Genomic DNA, 16,759 nt, shown 5'->3' with positions numbered 1-16,759 from the left:
GTGTAGCATATACAACTTTTCTCCTACTATAGTTTTTCAGCACTTTGACAAAAAAAGTATGAGTCCTATCTCATTTAGAGATCAGAGCCAATGTCTATCAACTAATAAGACATTCGCCAGTTATTTTTATAGTATCAATCGATCACCCTTTTACTGCAGCACCTGAAATTCCTGCAATAAAGCGTTTTTGGAAGGTAACATACACGATAATTACCGGAATAATTGAGATTGCTGTTGCCGCAAATAAACCACCGTAGTCTGTTCCGTACTGACCACTAAACAGTTTTAACCCCACTGCAATCAACTGTTTAGATTGCGTATTAATGATGAGATATGGCCATAAGAAATCTTCCCATACCCACAAAAATTGAAAAATAGCAATACTTGAAATAGCATTTCGGGACATCGGTAAAATAACCCTGTGGAAAATATACCATTCTGTCGCACCATCCATCCTAGCTGCCTCTATCACATCATCAGGAATAGTCATGATATTTTGCCTTAAGAGAAATATTCCGAAACCACTAAAGATGGAAGGCAAAATTAACGCTATATAGCTGTCTAACCAACCGAAATTCACAATCATATCATATCGAGGAATAATCGTTACTGCCCACGGAATCATCATTGTTCCTAAGATCATCCCAAAAATAAATTCCCGGCCTTTAAATGTGTATTTAGCTAAGGCAAACCCTACAATAGCACTTGTATAGATGACGGTACCCGTTACAACGACCGCTACGAATAAGCTATTTCCAAACATCCTTAAAAAATCGAAACGTTCTTGAACGTTAATATAGTTCTGTATTGTAAATGTATCAGGTAAGAAGCTGCCACCAATCTTAACAATTTCACTATTAGGTTTAAAGGATGATACAAGCATCCATACAAAAGGCACCACAGTTAATATTGAAAAAGCTAATAATATCAAATTAAATAGTATAACCTTTACTTGCTTCATCTGCTATACCCCCGCTTTCTTTTGAGTTAATTTGAAGGAAATAAGTGTAAGACCGGATATACATACGAATAACACAACAGACATTGCAGAAGCAGAGCCAAAATTATAATTTATAAAGGCATCTTCATATATTAGATAGGAGATCGTATAAGTAGAAGTACCAGGTCCCCCCTCAGTCATAACTAATATTTGTATAAATGACTGCAAGTATGTAATGAGTGAGGTTACTGCTACTAACATTGTAATTGGTGTCAATAGCGGCCAAGTTAAATACTTAAACGCCGTCCAACTATTTGCCCCATCAATTTCTGCTGCCTCAAAGGCATCTTTTGGCAATGACATTAAACCACCTAGATAGATAATAGTCGCATAACCGAAATCTTTCCAAGTCGTCATAACCATAACTGCTGGAAGCGCCGTTCTACTATCACGCAACCAATTAATATCCAAATTAAACACCTCGTTAATCAAACCAAACTGCGGATTATATAACCATACCCAAACAAATGATACGGCAACTAGGGGCGTAATTGTTGGCATGTAGAAAATCGTTCGAAAGGTCGTTTTAAATCGTGATAATTTTGAATATAAAGCCAGCGCAATCACTAAACCGATGCTCACCCTAAAAAAGATAACGACGAGAGAAAAAATCAATGTGTTAGACATTGATGTCCAAAAAAGTTTGCTATTTAATATCTGTATGTAATTTTCTATTCCGGTAAACTCAAACACATTACTTAATGGATTCCAATGATGAAAACTACCTACAAAAGCCATGATGATTGGGTAAATCATAAAAATCGAAAAATGTAAAAGTAAGATTACTATGGTGACATTTTTCAAACTAAATATACTTTGTTTTTTACGCTCTACTACATTTCCATTCATGTAAACACCTTCTTAGTTAATAATTGTGAAGCAGCAACACAATGAAGCTGCTTCATTTATATCAAACCGAGTAAAACTTAGTCGTTATAATGCAGATAGTTTTTTTCTGCTGAGATAAACTTTGACTGCGACATACCATTTTCAATATCTTCCTGTGCTTGTGATAAAACACTCTCAATGTCTTTCCGATTATAGAAAATCTCTTGGAAAACTTGACCAGATACTGTTTCTATAATTGCCGGAAATGGACCCGGCCACATATATCTATCAATATTTTCTGATAACACACTGAGAACAGGATTAGAAAGAATCTCAGCATGATTAGCCACCGCATACTTGGTTGGGAAAGTAGAATTTAAAAGAGCATAATCTACCGAAAAATCGTCACCTGCCAAAACAAATCGCACAAAATCCTGCGCTACTTCTTGTTCAGCACTCGGGGCATTTTTATTGATTCCAAATGTACTTTCACCATTATAACGATCAATCGCAAATGGTATTTCTTCTGTTATAAATGGTGTTTGAAAAACACCCCACTCTATATCTGGATAATTATTATTCAATTCTCCTTGGAACCATCCCCACTTGTAAACCATCGCAGACTGACCATTCCCAAAGCTTTGAGAAGAATCATCACCAAAGTTCGGCGAACCCACTTCGTGTTCATAATATAACTCATGAAGATATTCTGTAAATGCCAAGCGTGCTTCGGAATCATAGTTAATATTTTGACCGTTTTCACTAAAGAGTAAATCCTCTTGTTGATAAGGTAAGCCTAAAACCATCGCTTGGTAATCACCGTTAAAGTTATATCCAGCTTGAATAATTGAACCGGTATCATCTTTTTTGGTTAGTTGCTTTGCCACCAAAGCGAACTCTTCCCAAGTATGCGGAATATCTTCCTCGGTTAAACCAGCCTCTTCCCATAAAACTTTATTATAAAAAATGCTACCTGTCATAATCCCAATATCAAAATAGTGAATGTCACCATCAATTATATGTGCATCTACCCCTGAAAAATCAGCTTGTAAATCTGCTAACGGAATATCGTAAGGTGCTAAAAAGTTGATCAAGTTATCATGTTGCGAATTATGAATATTAAATAACGCTGGACCATCATCTCCTTGCAATGCGAGTGGTAATTTAGTCCACATCTCATCCCAAGGGTTCACAACTGTCTTTATATCTACATTGGGATAGATTTCCTTATAGGCGTCGATTTGCTTTTGAAAGACATCTTCTGCTCCCCAGGTCCACAATTCAATTGTGATTGGTTCACCATCATTTACCAACTTATTCGGATTAAACATTACTGCCTCACCAAAAACTTCCATACCCTTGTCGGGCGTTTCATCTTTTGTTAAGTTATTCGACGCACCCCCACCACTACAAGCTACTAAGACACTCAACAGAACCAACATACTAATCCATAATTTTTTAAACATAGCATTTCCTCCTTGCTCCGTATTAGTTTAACGTTAAACCTTGTGGTAAAAAAATATACCCTTTATAAGATTTCTTGAGTACAGAGGTTTAACGTTAAACTTATAGTACCACTTTGTAAGCGTTTTTACAACTTTTTTTAAATTTTTCTTGTTGATTGCCTTTTCACTAAGTAAACCGGCATCGTGCATATCTTTTGAGGCCTTTTTTTATTTAATAAATCTATGATAATATGTGCGACTTGATGCCCCTTTAACTGAATATCCTGACGAATAGTAGTTAACTTTGGTCTTACTAACTTTGATGCGTATATATCATCAAAACCAACAATAGATACATCTTCTGGTATAACAACGCCACGATCAAAGAATGTCTGCATGACTTCAAGCGCTATTAAATCTGCAGCAAATACTAATGCTGTGAACTCCCTCTTGAGTTGAAGCAATCGATCACAAAATGCCTCTATATCTTCTTTTTGGCTATCATACGAAAAAATAGTTTGTTCATTGACCGTTAATTGGTGTTTTTTCATCGTTTCAACATAGCTTTTATATCTTTTTTCCACCACACCACCAGCATCTAGGCCACCATATGAAACGAAACCGATTTTTTTATGTCCATTTTCAATTAGATGTTGTGTTGCTAACTTTGCACCTTGTTGATCATCACTATTCACGAAGAAAACATGCTCTTTTTTACTGTCATAGTATGTATCAATAATAACGACAGGCTTGGTTATCTTCTGTTCAACTGACGATACTTTATCCGGCAACATACCAATGATGACGACACTATCAACATTCCATTTTGACACAATTAACTCTATTTCCTGAATAGAGTGCACGGATTGAACAAGTAAATGAAACTCTTGTTTCTTTATTACTTCTTCAATACCTGCGAGTATTTCTGTGTTGAACGGATCTCTAAACGTTCCATCATTCGTCTCCGTTGAATGGAAAAAAATAATGGCTACTAATTTAGATTTTCGATTAACTAAAGAGCGCGCATACATATTTGGCGTATAATTATATTTTTTTATTATACTTTGTACTTTATCAATAGTATCCTGCGATACTTTATCCGTACGATTGTGAATAACATTTGATACCGTCATTACACTCACATTCGCCTCTTTAGCAATATCTTTTAACGTTGCCATTCTATCACTCCTTTCGTTATTAGAAATCGTAAAATATTATACCATATTTTTCTTCATAAGATAAAATAGAACCACTCTTTAATCAAAGAGTGGTTCTTAAACGATCGTTATACTATGATTAATATGGTCCGGCAAACACTTTCCATATGTTGTCTTGTTTACGAAGTTCAGCGACATGTGTGGCACTAAATAATTCAAAACGCACACTCATTTTGACAATATCCTTATCCTCACGTGACTGGAGTTCATCTACATGCAGATCATAAAAATATCGAAAATCAAACGCCATCTCTGAATACTCTCTAAAGATATTTTCTTGATAGTAGCCTTGTAATTCCAGCTCATCACTGAAAGATCCATCATTATAAAGAATCAACGTACTCACCCGGTCTTCACCAGTTGCTACACTATGAAGAAATACAACGAACATTTCATCAGAAGTAAACGACTCAAAATGGCTTAAGTCTTCTGATTTTAAAAAAGCTTGATAGTGACCACGCGCTTCTTCACCTAGTTGTTCAATATATGAGAATGCTTGTGGCCGCTGTAATTGTTGAATTGATGCTCTTAGCGCTTGGTTATCACGAATGAGACGCGCCATCTCCTCTTCTTGCTCTTTTATCTGACTTAAGAGTGATGCCGTATCGGCCTCCTCCGATTGACAACCGGCTAATACAAACAAGAACAGCATGATCAATAAGTAATAGTGACATTTACAATGCTTATACATGAATCTCGCCATTACGTTTAAACACTTCGACGAGGACAAGTGCCACTGCGCCTAATGCGGTAGCCTCATCACCTAACTCAGAGACAAAAATCGGGGTTTCTTTTGCTTTTTTAGTTAGCGCACGTCGGTTGACTGTCGCTTTTATCTCAGGCAATAAATACTTACTCGCTTTCATCACGCCGCCATTTAAAAGGATTCTGTCAGGGTTGATTGTATGAATGACATTCGTCAAGCCAATACCAATCGCTTCTGCTGTTTCAGTTAAACACGATTGACTAAAACAATCCCCCGCTTCAGCCGCTTTAAATAAATCATAGGCAGTTGGTGAAGTTGTAGTTAATGTCGTCTCCACACCAGCTATTAACGCCTGTTCAGCTCGCTTTTGGATGGCTTCGCCAGAGACAATTGTCTGAAGGCATCCTTTATTTCCACAACTACACGTTTCCCCGTGTAAATCAATCGTCATATGTCCAATCTCTCCTGCAATATGCGCATCACCACGGTACAGTTTACCATCTAATACAACACCCGCACCAACGCCACTGCCAATGTTAACCGCGAGTAGATTATTGATCCCTTTTCCTTGGCCAAACCACGTTTCCCCTAAAGCTAAGGCTCTGGCATCATTTTCAACTTGAACGACTAAATCAAAATGCTTTGTTAAGACGTCTTTTACTGGGATATCTCGCAAATGTAGATTTGGGGCAAATAAACCGACACCATTTTTCGCATCAACAACGCCGTGCATCGCAACACCTATCCCAATAAGTTTATCCATGTATGTTTCGTTACGATTAATAAGCGCCTCTGCTTCATTAATTAATAGCGCTAAATAATCCTGTTTGGCTATGCCTTTTGTTACGCTGACTTCCTTCTTATCAATAAGATTCGCTTGCAGATTCGTTAGGACAACAGAGACTTCTCTTGGTCCAGCGTCAATACCAATCACACAAAAAGCGTCGTGGTCAATGACCAGTAATGTCGGTTTTCTTCCACCCTTCGACTCACCTTGCGCACTCTCTTTGACGATTTGTTGTTCAATTAACTCTTTAACGATTGTTCCCACCGTCGGTGGGGTCAGTTTAATGGCCTTTGCTATTTCCGCACGAGAAATAGGTCCGTCATTCAATATCTTTTTTAAAATTAACGATTTATTTAATTTTTTCATCGCTTGAAAACTACCGCGCTTCATCTGTTTCTCCTCCAACTGATCACGTCTATTACCATGTCCTTACTTTATTAAATTAATTCATCATCTAAAGTACCATTTTATCATGTAAAGACAAGCATTAAAAGACATACTCTTTCTTAATTCATATGGTCAAAAAACGAGACGTCGCGCTTTTTTTATCATCGCTCACTTAACAGATGGTATCGATCAAGTTGAAGGTCGTCACATCAACCAACCCCCTGTTGCTAATCCTTATATCAGGTATGACAGGTAAAGCAATGAGAGAGAAGGTCATAAATGGCGCATGCATCTGGCACCCGAGACGAACCCACCCCTGCTTCAACTGTTCTACTTTTTGTAACAATGTGGATTCATCTAAGTCAGACATAAGCCCGGCAATCGGTAAAGGCACTTCTGCAATCACTTCTCCATCAAGTACACATACCATTCCACCACCAATTTTAATAAGGTAGTTAGCTGCCACAGCCATATCAGTTTCACTGACACCCATCACCAGTAAGTTGTGGCTATCATGAGCCACTGTCGATGCAACAGCTCCTCTTTTTAACTCAAAACCCGTCACGAACTGGTTTGATATTTGTCCCGTTTGATGATGGCGATCAATGCATGCAAGTTTAATCACGTCATTTTTCATATCTACTTGTAGTGCACCATCTGATACTTTTAGTGAGACGGTTTGCTTTTTAGTACGCGCACTATTCTCTATCACTTCTATAATATTCACATTAACTGGTCCCATTAGGTCTGTCACTAAGTTAAAGTCATCAGCAACAAGGGGACGCTTCACTTTTACTGACTGATAATATTTTTCTGGATAAAGATAAGGTTTAACTTCTTGAATAAAGGCCTTATTTTTCACCACATGTGTTCCCTTAACGAACACATCCGTTGGTTCAACAGTTTCTAGATGATCCAATAAGATAATATCAGCTACTTTACCTGGCGCAATACTTCCATAATCTCGGTCTAAATTAAAGTATCGCGCGGTGTTTAACGTCGCTAACTTAATCGCAATGACCGGATCAACACCTTCTTCTATAGCACGTCTGACAACATGATTAATTTGACCTTTTTGTACCAGTGTTTCCGGATAAATATCGTCTGTCACTAACATAATGTAGTCTGTTTGCACCCGGTTCTCTGTGATCACCTTAATGACTTCTTTCACATCCTGCCACGCAGATCCTTCTCTGATCATCACATACATACCAAGACGTAACTTTTCAATTGCTTGTTCTTTTGTGACTGTCTCATGACATGAGTTGACACCACTTAATAAATAGCTCGTTAACTCTTCTTTTGTTCCTTCAGGAAAGTGACCCGTTGGGGTGAGATTTTGTGCTAATGTCGCATTAATTTCACCTACCATTTTTTCGTTTCTTTGTATTACACCTGGGTAATTCATCACTTCTCCAAGCCCAACGACACCGTCCCATGTTAAACCTTCCTTGACATCATCTACTGATATTTCTGCACCGGCATCTTCCAAATCGTCTGTTGCTGGTACACATGAGGGAAAGGTAGTAAAAACATGAATAGGTGCTTGTCTACCTTCCTCATGCATTAAACGAACACCTTCTATACCAAAGACATTAGCCATTTCATGCGGGTCCATAAAAATTGCCGTTGTCCCTTTTTTGACGGCCGCTTGACTGAAAGTTGAGACAGAAAACATGGTACTTTCCACATGCATATGACCATCCATTAAACCTGGAGCTACATACCGACCTGTCGCATCAATCACAGTTGTCTTTTCTCCAATCATCTTCTTCGCCTGACCGATAAAGACAATCCGCTCATCTTTAATGGCTACATCTAACCCCTCATTCAATTCGCCTGTCATCACATTAACAATCGTCCCATTTGTAATCACGGTATCAGCGTAATCTTTTCCATTTGTAACTGCCATTAATTGTTCACTTACTGTGTATAGTGGTTTAACCATTATAATCTCCCCTTCTCTTTACCCCTTTATATTTTATCCGTCTGTCATAACCCTACACCGACCGCATCGATATCAAGTCCACAGTTACGTTACTTATACCCTATTCTTTCAAAAACAAAGACACCTTTCTTTGAGTCATCGATTGCACAACAAAGAAGGTGTCTTTTCAATCGATGTAGTCCAGTGATTTACGGTCACTTAGGTAGAAACGCTTGTGCCTATTCACAAGCTTATACATCTTCGTATAGTATTTTATTCAAGTATTTATCCATTATTTAAAATATGGGTCTTTAAATAGGCACTCACGCCATCTTCATCATTGGTTAATGCCGTTACATCGTCAGCCATTTGCTTTAATTCATCCGGTGCATTTTTCATCGCCACCGCATAGCCCGCATATTCAAACATAGGCACATCGTTAAAGCTATCGCCCATCACTAAAATATGCTCAGGTTTGACATTTATTTTCGTTAAGATATCTTTTATACCCGTTGCTTTATTCTTTTCTGTGACCATGATTTCTATGTTAGCCTGCGTGGATGATGACGTTGAGAATGGGTAACGTTGATGAATCTCTTCTAATGTCATTTTCCACTTAGCTAGTTTTTCTTTGTCTTTACTAAAGCAGTAAAACTTCGAGTAGCCAACATCTTCAATCGTATCAACCCAGGTAATGCCTCCATCCAATGCTTCAAGGCGCTCACGCCATTCACTTCCTAGAATATCGGCTGGCTTCTCACCTGAAATTTCAGCAGCAAGCATCGGTTGGTCTTTTTTAAGCGCCACTCCTTCACCTGTCGTCGGGAACACTTCGTAATACATGTTGTGCTCACCTGCTGCTTGAATCACCTCTTTAACTAGAGGAAAATCTAGCGTATGTTGAAATAACAATTCCTCACCAAGGTAGCCCGTCATCCCGTTCGAGCTGATGATGCCATCGACAGTAAAGCCTTTTGGAGCTCTTGTTAAAATCTCACCTTGACCTCGACCTGTCGCAACAAATACAGGGATACCTGCTCGTCTTACCGCATCAATTGTTGCCATTGTTTCATCACTGACAAAATTGTCTTCACGTAACAGCGTGCCATCCATGTCCAGGAAAATTGCTTCTGGTTTTTTCATGTCATGTCCCTCCTCATCTATATTAAGAAACAGTATAGCATGAATTCATTTTCGTTGCGAAAAAATGCTTATTTCTCAATTTTCAGTCGATTTATCGAGGATGATATGTTACATTAAAAACACACATCATACTTAAAAAGACTACTAGGGGTGCCCATCACAGGCTGAGAGAAAACACGTGTTTTTAACCCTTTATGACCTGATCTAGTTTGTACTAGCGGAGGGAAGTAGCGAGCTCAGGTCTTGTCTTTTATCGTCTGGTATTCATTTGCGATATAGGGAGGACTTTTTTTATGACTAAAACACGTACACTAACAGAAACAGCTATCTTTATTGCGATTGGGGTCATTGGTTCGACCTTTTTAGCTATTGGAATTGGGCCTTATCGCGCATTTTTCATCCAACATACGCTTAATGTTCTTCTCAGTGCCTTTTACGGCACTAAGCAAGCCGTAACGGTCAGCTTCACGGTAGGCTTATTGCGTAATTTACTCGGTATAGGCACTATTTTTGCCTTTCCAGGCGGCATGTTTGGTGCTTATTTTTCTGGGCTCTTCTACCGATTACATCCCTCAATTTATACGGCAATATTTGGTGAAGTCATTGGAACTGGCTTCTTTGGCGCAGTAACCGCTAGATATTTAAGTATGTGGTTGACCGGTGAATCATTGCCATTATTTTTCTTTATCCCCGGGTTTTTCGTCAGTAGTTTAACAGGCGCCCTCATCGCTCTCCTTCTCTATACGAAAAAAGGGGCTTTGTTATCAATGATTTTTATGAGGACACCCGGCCAAAAAAAGACATCTTAATGAGTCTGTTAACACAGCAAACGCCCACCTACCCTATCGCATCAAGTTATTACGACAGGGCAGGTGGGCTAATATGACACTATCTTTCACTTACGCTCTAGACTGATCTTTTTTGTTTTTTTCACACAGTTATGGATTCTTATCGACTTTGACATACACTTCTTCAATTCGATTTTTCGAAACACTTAAAATATCGAACTGAATATTTTTATAGTAAATCGGCGTCTTATACGCTGCATCTGGTATATAACCTATGATATCCGTTAAAAAACCATTTAGCGTTTCATAAGTATCGACAGGGAGCTCAATACCAAAGAGTTGATTTAAATCCATTAAATGTATTGTTCCTTTAACTGTCGCTTCATAAGGCGAATGTTTGATCACTTCTCGATTGGACAATACCTCTCCATGCTCACTTGATATTTCACCGATAATCTCTTCAATCAAGTCTTCAAGCGTCACCAAACCATCTGTCCCACCATATTCATCTAAAATAATCGCCATATGAATATTTTCTTTCTGCATATCCGCTAAAAGTGTGTCAATCGACTGATGTTCCATCACAAAGTACGGTTTCCGCATAATATCGGCTAACCGAAAGTTAGAGGCGTCTTCACTTATCATCACAATTAAATCTTTCGTATGGAGTATACCAATAATTTCATCTAAATCCTCTTTATAAACAGGAAAGCGTGTAAAGCGATGTTCTTTAATAAGTGCAATAACTTCCTCATACGACGCACCGACCTCGATAGCTTCAATTTCTGTCCGGTGAGTCATAATATCAGACACATCTTTATCATTAAATTCAAAGATATTATGAATCAACCGCTTCTCGCTTGATTCAATTGTGCCTTTTTCATCACCAATATCTACCAGCATACGAATTTCTTCTTCTGTCACACTCTCATCTTCACTATTTGGATCGACACCAAACAGACGTGATACTGCATTGGTTGAGGTATTTAACAATTTCACAATTGGCAAGCTCATTTTAAACATAAACGTAATTGGTTTCACCGCAAAATTAGCGACTTTTTCTTTTCGTTTTAACGCCACTTGTTTCGGAACAAGTTCACCAAAAACAAGTGTTATATAAGATAAAACGATTGTTACAATCACTAAACTCAAACGTCTCAACAAACTAACCGAAAACGGAATACCTGCCGCGCGCAGTGTTTCTGAAAGCGGACCACTAAAGACATCCGCCGCAAAAGCACTCGCTAAAAAACCTGCTAACGTAATCCCTATTTGAATGGTTGCCAAAAAACGTCCTGGTTGAGATAACAACCGATCAAGGGCCTGTGCTTTTTTATCTCCTCTTTCTGCCATCCGCTTCACTTTATTGTCATTGAGTGATACTAAGGCAATTTCTGAAGCCGCAAAAAAAGCATTGATCATTATTAATACTACTAGGGCAACGACTGCTATCCCCATTCTATTCACTCCTTAAACTGTTCTTATATATTTAGAGTATACCCAACTATCATAACTTTGTCTGTCTATTATATGCGTCATGACAGATTTTTTTAATATCATCCATAGCTGATTGATGTTTCTTTCTAGCAAGTTCAACACGCAATGATAATAAACAATCATTTTTAAATAAACGTTTGATAGTTTATTATCATTTTGGTATACTGTAGTTAGAAAAGGGTGATGATATGGACGATTACACACATATTCCTGCCACACGACGTTTAGAACTATTTAAAAATCAATTAACCAAGTCAGAAGTGAAATTGTATGACTATATTATGAAACACTTAGACGAGGTTGTTTATCATTCTCTATCAGAACTCTCTGAACAAGCACAAGTCGCTGAAGCTACAAGCTTACGTTTTTTTAAAAAACTCAATTACAGTGGCTTTCAGGCATTTAAATTTGATTTAGCTAAAGAACAACCAAACGATGCCAAAGCAACAACAAACGTATATACACGTGTTAAAAATGGCATGATATATTCTGTTGAAACAAATCATCACATGTTAGATGAAGCGATGCTTCAGCGCGTAGCCCACTTACTCAATCAAAAGTCAGAAGTCGTTATTTTTGCTATCGGCGCCTCTGGCATTGCTGGATTGGACTTTCAGAATCAACTGATGCGTGTAGGTAAAAACATTGATGTTGTAACTGACACACATACACAAATTATGCGTGCGGCTAATGCGACAGAGCAGACATTGTTAATTGTGATTAGTTTAAGCGGGAGTACAAAATCACTGATTGAAAGTACCACCATTGCACGTAGTAAGGGTGCGCATGTCGTGAGTTTAACTGGTTATTTGCACTCACCACTTACAAAAGTGAGTGATGATATATTGTTAACACACGTTAAAGAACATCCACTAGAACGTGGGACACTCGCGGGAAAAGTGGCACAACTGTTTGTGATTGACGCTTTATGTACAGCCTATATTCACTTGCATAAAACTGATGCCAAAGCACGACGCGAAGAAATTACCGCCTTCACAGCGGATAAACTCTATTAAGAAAGGATGGGATACTGTTGTATATTAAAAATGCTCGGCTCTACTTACCACACGAAACGGTGACAGGAGATGTCATGATTAAAGACGGGAAAATCGAAGCGATTTTAACATCTGGACACATGGATACTACTGATGATGACGTCGTTATTGATGCACAAGGACATGCGCTAATTCCTGGATTTATTGATACACATATTCACGGCGCTAATGGGGTTGATGTAATGGACCCAGAAGAAGATGCCATTCTTAAGATGGCTGAACACTTGGTCACAGAAGGTACCACCGCTTTTCTCGCCACAACGATGACAGAAAGTATCGATGCGATTGAAACGGCACTGGCTCATGCTGGGCAAACAACTACACCAGAAAAAACAGCTGAGTTGCTCGGTGTTCATTTAGAGGGACCCTTCGTTAATACAGTGAAAAAAGGGGCACAACCGGAGCAACACATTATTAAACCGGACCTTGATTTATTTAAACGTTGGCAAGCACTGAGTCACAATAAAATTAAAACGGTTACCATGGCACCAGAAGAAGATACAACTGGATCGTTTGTCAAAGCGTTACGTGAAACAGGTGTTAACGTGTCAATGGGCCACACAGACGTTACCTTTGAACAAGCAAAAGAAGCAACAACACTTGGTGTCAACCAAGTCACTCATCTCTGTAATCAAATGAATGGGATTCATCACCGAGATGTCGGTCTCGTCGGGGCAAGCTTTCTACTTCCGGCGTTACAACTTGAATTAATCGCAGACGGTATCCACGTATCACAAGAAATGTTACAACTTATTTATAATAACGTTGGGAGTGACCGCCTCATCCTAATTACAGATGCGATGCGTGCGAAAGGGTTAGAAGACGGCACCTATACGCTTGGCGGACAAACCGTAAATGTCAAAGACAAAAAAGCCACGCTTGCTGATGGCACATTGGCAGGGAGCGTTCTTCCGATGATTGATGGCGCAAGACGTATGCTGACACTTGACGGTGCGACACTAAGAGACATTATTCAGATGGCGTCTATTAATCCAGCTCGACAACTTGGCGTTTACGACCGTAAAGGGTCGATTGACGTCGGTAAAGATGCAGATTTACTCATTGTGACTAAAGATTTACAGCTAATAAAAACTATAACAAAAGGCGAAATTGCCTACGAGGAGGATGTATGATGAAAGTTATTGTTTGTCAAAATTACCAACACTTAAGCGACTACGCTAAAGACAAAGTCATCGAAGTTATTAACAGTAAAGAAAAACCGGTACTCGGTCTTGCGACCGGATCAACACCTGAAGGTATGTATCAAGCATTGATTGAGGCTTACAAGGACAACAAAGTATCATTTAAAAATGTAACGACCTTTAACCTAGATGAATATATCGGCTTAAAGAAAGAAGACCCAAACAGTTACCAACACTTTATGGATGAGCATTTCTTTAATCATGTAGATATCGACCAAAGCGAAACATATTTACCACCAGGTAATACGAGTGATCACCAACAAGCTTGTCTAGATTACGAAAAAAACATGCATCAACACGATGATATTGACTTACAAGTACTCGGTGTAGGGATTAATGGTCATATCGGATTTAACGAACCAGGGACAGATTTTGACACGCGTACCCATGTGATTGAGTTAGATGCATCGACACGCGAAGCCAATGCGCGCTTTTTTGATTCACTAGATGAGGTACCAACACACGCTATCACAATGGGAATTGCTACAATTATGGAGAGTAAACAAATCATTTTAATGGCGTCAGGTGATAGCAAAAAAGAAGCGGTTAAAAGATTAATGGAAGGTGATATTACACCAGACTTTCCAGCATCCGTTTTACACCGCCACCCGCATGTTACGGTTGTTCTTGACCGCGAGGCAGCAAGCCTACTCACTGATGATCAAATTGATCACGTACTTGATTAAGGAACAACTTAGCTAAATGTTAAAAACCAGCTCACCTACGCGCATGTAGGTGAGCTGGTTTTAATATTAGCGTTTATTAAACGTCGAAGGATCAGGACCGACACGCTCATTCTTATTTAAACGATTGATTGTCTGCATTTCTTCTTGACTGAGCTCAAAATCAAAAATCGCCGCATTTTCTTTTATCCGGTGTATTTTCGTTGATTTTGGAATTGTCACTACACCACTTTGTAAATCCCAGCGAATTAACACTTGAGCTACCGTCTTATTATGGGGCGCCGCAATCTTTTTAAGTACGTCATTATCAAACAACTGCCCCTGTTTTAACGGTGACCACGCTTCTACTTGAATGTTATACTGACGACAAAAATCACGTAACGGCTCCTGTGTAAGATGCGGATGAAATTCCACTTGGTTCACCATTGGGGTGACTTTTGAGCTTTTTATTAATTGTTGTAAATGTTCTTCTTTAAAGTTACTCACACCAATAGCTCGCACTTTCTTCTCTTGATAGAGCTTTTCAAAAGCACGCCAAGTGTCCTCATAAAGATCGGCTTCTGGAACGGGCCAGTGAATCAAGTATAGATCCAAATAATCGAGATCTAACCGCTTACGTGTCGCTTCAAAAGCCGCAAGTGTTGATTCATACCCTTGATCTTTATTCCACAACTTAGAGGTGATAAATAACTCCTCACGCGGAACATCCACTGCTTTAATTGCCTCACCTACTCCTGACTCATTACCATAAACGCTTGCCGTATCAATACTGCGATAACCCGCTTCAATCGCATCAATAACCGCTTGCTTTACCTCTTGACCATCGTCTACTTGAAATACACCTAGTCCAAGCCAAGGCATCTCAACACCATTGGACAATGTTGTTGTACTCATTAAACCTTTCAACATACTCAAACCTCCTAACGTTATCATACATCTAATTATAACGCTTACACTTAGATCTCCCTAATATTTTGATTGATACGTGTACCTTTCTTCTCAATAGCTGTTGCAACTGACGATTAAAGGAATTATAATATCGATAAGTTCTTATTTTGCATTCACGCAACTTTTTAGAGAGCAAGACACTTTATAACACGGTTATTGAGAGTGAGGATATATAACATGGACAATCTATTATTGGCTTTTGGCTTGACATTATTTGCTGGCTTGGCTACAGGTATTGGGAGTGTACTAGCTTTCTTTACGTCAACAACGAATACAAAATTCTTATCTTACTCTTTAGGTTTTTCTGCAGGAGTTATGATCTATGTTTCAATGATTGAAATTTTTCCCAAAGCACAAGAAGCATTAGTTGTAGCATACGGTGAAACAAGAGGGGCATGGTATACGGTTTTAGGCTTCTTTGGAGGGATGCTGCTTATTGCGCTCATTGATAAACTCATTCCAAAACAAGGAAATCCACATGAAGTCAGGAAAGTTGAGGACATGGATGAGACAGAAGCAAAAAAAGCAAAACAACAAGGCGAATTAATGAAGATGGGCACATTTACTGCGTTAGCCATCGCTATTCACAACTTCCCTGAGGGCATTGCCACATTTACTGCAACATTACAAGACCCGAGTCTCGGTATCCCAATCGCCATTGCTATTGCGATTCATAATATTCCTGAAGGTATCGCTATCTCTGTACCCGTTTACTTTGCGACAGGGAGTAAGAAAAAGGCGTTTAAACTATCTTTTCTCTCTGGTTTAGCAGAACCTGCAGGGGCACTGATCGCTTACTTAGTTTTGATGCCTTTTTTATCAGACGGTCTTTTTGGTATTATTTTTGCTGGTGTTGCTGGCATTATGGTCTTTATCTCACTTGATGAGTTACTTCCTGCCGCCAAGAAATATGACGAAACGCATAAATCTATTTATGGATTAGTTGCGGGAATGATCGTGATGGCCCTTAGCCTACTGCTACTTATGTAAGTTATCGTCACGTAAATCTAACAATACTATACTATCAAACAATAAAGCTCCCTATTTGTCGTTATTGAACTACCCCCACCTAACATTCTCACGAATGTTTGAGGAAGGGGATTCCATAAGGACACCCTAAAGGCAACCCATGCTCATTCAACTAAG

At 38.8% G+C, this 16,759-nt stretch carries 15 protein-coding genes and 2 riboswitches; of the genes, 5 read left to right on the top strand and 10 right to left on the bottom strand.

From position 1 onward, the window contains the following. Window positions 1–142: 142 nt before the first annotated feature. From BM163_RS10275 to BM163_RS10240, 8 genes are all read right to left on the bottom strand, one after another. Window positions 143–961, bottom strand: coding sequence for a carbohydrate ABC transporter permease (locus BM163_RS10275; protein ID WP_089802838.1), 819 nt, complete (start codon window positions 959–961; stop codon window positions 143–145). Between the two features lie 3 nt (window positions 962–964). Then, the gene (locus BM163_RS10270; RefSeq protein WP_089802836.1) at window positions 965–1,849 is read right to left on the bottom strand and encodes a carbohydrate ABC transporter permease; all 885 of its coding nucleotides are present in this window, start codon (window positions 1,847–1,849) and stop codon (window positions 965–967) included. A gap of 77 nt (window positions 1,850–1,926) precedes the next feature. Beyond that, window positions 1,927–3,294 (bottom strand): extracellular solute-binding protein, encoded by a 1,368-nt coding sequence (locus tag BM163_RS10265; protein WP_089802834.1) that lies wholly within the window; start codon window positions 3,292–3,294, stop codon window positions 1,927–1,929. Between the two features lie 137 nt (window positions 3,295–3,431). Further along, the gene (locus tag BM163_RS10260) at window positions 3,432–4,451 is read right to left on the bottom strand and encodes a LacI family DNA-binding transcriptional regulator (RefSeq protein ID WP_089802832.1); all 1,020 of its coding nucleotides are present in this window, start codon (window positions 4,449–4,451) and stop codon (window positions 3,432–3,434) included. 118 nt (window positions 4,452–4,569) lie between these two features. After that, a complete protein-coding gene (locus tag BM163_RS10255) occupies window positions 4,570–5,193 on the bottom strand; it encodes a hypothetical protein (protein ID WP_089802830.1) in 624 nt (207 codons plus the stop codon). Next, a complete protein-coding gene (locus BM163_RS10250) occupies window positions 5,174–6,373 on the bottom strand; it encodes an ROK family transcriptional regulator (RefSeq protein ID WP_089802828.1) in 1,200 nt (399 codons plus the stop codon). Before BM163_RS10250 ends, BM163_RS10255 begins: the two co-directional genes overlap by 20 nt. Window positions 6,374–6,542: 169 nt before the next feature. Next, complete coding sequence (ade, locus tag BM163_RS10245; RefSeq protein WP_089802826.1) at window positions 6,543–8,318, bottom strand: adenine deaminase; 1,776 nt, start codon at window positions 8,316–8,318, stop codon at window positions 6,543–6,545. A 156-nt stretch (window positions 8,319–8,474) separates the two neighbouring features. After that, window positions 8,475–8,576: riboswitch (purine riboswitch) on the bottom strand. Window positions 8,577–8,582: 6 nt separating this feature from the next. Beyond that, window positions 8,583–9,440 (bottom strand): HAD family hydrolase, encoded by an 858-nt coding sequence (locus BM163_RS10240; RefSeq protein WP_089802824.1) that lies wholly within the window; start codon window positions 9,438–9,440, stop codon window positions 8,583–8,585. 136 nt (window positions 9,441–9,576) lie between these two features. After that, window positions 9,577–9,683: riboswitch (TPP riboswitch) on the top strand. A 50-nt stretch (window positions 9,684–9,733) separates the two neighbouring features. Here BM163_RS10240 and thiW point away from each other — a divergent pair. After that, window positions 9,734–10,249: an energy coupling factor transporter S component ThiW gene (gene thiW / locus BM163_RS10235; protein ID WP_089802822.1), complete on the top strand. Its 516-nt coding sequence runs from the start codon at window positions 9,734–9,736 to the stop codon at window positions 10,247–10,249. 129 nt (window positions 10,250–10,378) lie between these two features. Here thiW and BM163_RS10230 read toward each other — a convergent pair whose 3' ends face one another. Further along, window positions 10,379–11,686 (bottom strand): hemolysin family protein, encoded by a 1,308-nt coding sequence (locus BM163_RS10230; RefSeq protein WP_089802820.1) that lies wholly within the window; start codon window positions 11,684–11,686, stop codon window positions 10,379–10,381. A gap of 227 nt (window positions 11,687–11,913) precedes the next feature. Between BM163_RS10230 and BM163_RS10225 the strand changes: the two genes are divergently transcribed. From BM163_RS10225 to nagB, 3 genes are read left to right on the top strand one after another with little or no spacing between them, the layout of a single operon-like run. After that, window positions 11,914–12,741: a MurR/RpiR family transcriptional regulator gene (locus tag BM163_RS10225; RefSeq protein ID WP_089802818.1), complete on the top strand. Its 828-nt coding sequence runs from the start codon at window positions 11,914–11,916 to the stop codon at window positions 12,739–12,741. A 17-nt stretch (window positions 12,742–12,758) separates the two neighbouring features. Continuing rightward, complete coding sequence (gene nagA / locus BM163_RS10220; RefSeq protein WP_089802816.1) at window positions 12,759–13,913, top strand: N-acetylglucosamine-6-phosphate deacetylase; 1,155 nt, start codon at window positions 12,759–12,761, stop codon at window positions 13,911–13,913. Continuing rightward, a complete protein-coding gene (nagB, locus tag BM163_RS10215; protein WP_089802814.1) occupies window positions 13,913–14,668 on the top strand; it encodes a glucosamine-6-phosphate deaminase in 756 nt (251 codons plus the stop codon). Before nagA ends, nagB begins: the two co-directional genes overlap by 1 nt. Before the next feature lie 66 nt (window positions 14,669–14,734). Here nagB and BM163_RS10210 read toward each other — a convergent pair whose 3' ends face one another. Continuing rightward, window positions 14,735–15,574, bottom strand: coding sequence for an aldo/keto reductase (locus BM163_RS10210; protein ID WP_089802813.1), 840 nt, complete (start codon window positions 15,572–15,574; stop codon window positions 14,735–14,737). 216 nt (window positions 15,575–15,790) lie between these two features. Here BM163_RS10210 and zupT point away from each other — a divergent pair, with 216 nt between their 5' ends. After that, on the top strand, window positions 15,791–16,603 hold the full coding sequence (gene zupT, locus BM163_RS10205) for a zinc transporter ZupT (protein WP_089802811.1): 813 nt from the start codon (window positions 15,791–15,793) through the stop codon (window positions 16,601–16,603). Window positions 16,604–16,759 lie beyond the last annotated feature (156 nt).

It is taken from the genome of Halolactibacillus alkaliphilus (assembly GCF_900115465.1).
GTDB classification, from domain to species: domain Bacteria; phylum Bacillota; class Bacilli; order Bacillales; family Amphibacillaceae; genus Halolactibacillus; species Halolactibacillus alkaliphilus.
This window is presented reverse-complemented; position numbering and strand designations above follow the sequence as displayed.

What these genes read in the sequence shown, in the direction of transcription:
- BM163_RS10275 (WP_089802838.1), bottom strand. Translation starts at nt 961, where the DNA reads ATGAAGCAAGTAAAGGTTATACTATTTAATTTGATATTATTAGCTTTT.
- BM163_RS10270 (WP_089802836.1), bottom strand. Translation starts at nt 1,849, where the DNA reads ATGAATGGAAATGTAGTAGAGCGTAAAAAACAAAGTATATTTAGTTTG.
- BM163_RS10265 (WP_089802834.1), bottom strand. Translation starts at nt 3,294, where the DNA reads ATGTTTAAAAAATTATGGATTAGTATGTTGGTTCTGTTGAGTGTCTTA.
- BM163_RS10260 (WP_089802832.1), bottom strand. Translation starts at nt 4,451, where the DNA reads ATGGCAACGTTAAAAGATATTGCTAAAGAGGCGAATGTGAGTGTAATG.
- BM163_RS10255 (WP_089802830.1), bottom strand. Translation starts at nt 5,193, where the DNA reads ATGGCGAGATTCATGTATAAGCATTGTAAATGTCACTATTACTTATTG.
- BM163_RS10250 (WP_089802828.1), bottom strand. Translation starts at nt 6,373, where the DNA reads ATGAAGCGCGGTAGTTTTCAAGCGATGAAAAAATTAAATAAATCGTTA.
- ade (WP_089802826.1), bottom strand. Translation starts at nt 8,318, where the DNA reads ATGGTTAAACCACTATACACAGTAAGTGAACAATTAATGGCAGTTACA.
- BM163_RS10240 (WP_089802824.1), bottom strand. Translation starts at nt 9,440, where the DNA reads ATGAAAAAACCAGAAGCAATTTTCCTGGACATGGATGGCACGCTGTTA.
- thiW (WP_089802822.1), top strand. Translation starts at nt 9,734, where the DNA reads ATGACTAAAACACGTACACTAACAGAAACAGCTATCTTTATTGCGATT.
- BM163_RS10230 (WP_089802820.1), bottom strand. Translation starts at nt 11,686, where the DNA reads ATGGGGATAGCAGTCGTTGCCCTAGTAGTATTAATAATGATCAATGCT.
- BM163_RS10225 (WP_089802818.1), top strand. Translation starts at nt 11,914, where the DNA reads ATGGACGATTACACACATATTCCTGCCACACGACGTTTAGAACTATTT.
- nagB (WP_089802814.1), top strand. Translation starts at nt 13,913, where the DNA reads ATGAAAGTTATTGTTTGTCAAAATTACCAACACTTAAGCGACTACGCT.
- BM163_RS10210 (WP_089802813.1), bottom strand. Translation starts at nt 15,574, where the DNA reads ATGTTGAAAGGTTTAATGAGTACAACAACATTGTCCAATGGTGTTGAG.
- zupT (WP_089802811.1), top strand. Translation starts at nt 15,791, where the DNA reads ATGGACAATCTATTATTGGCTTTTGGCTTGACATTATTTGCTGGCTTG.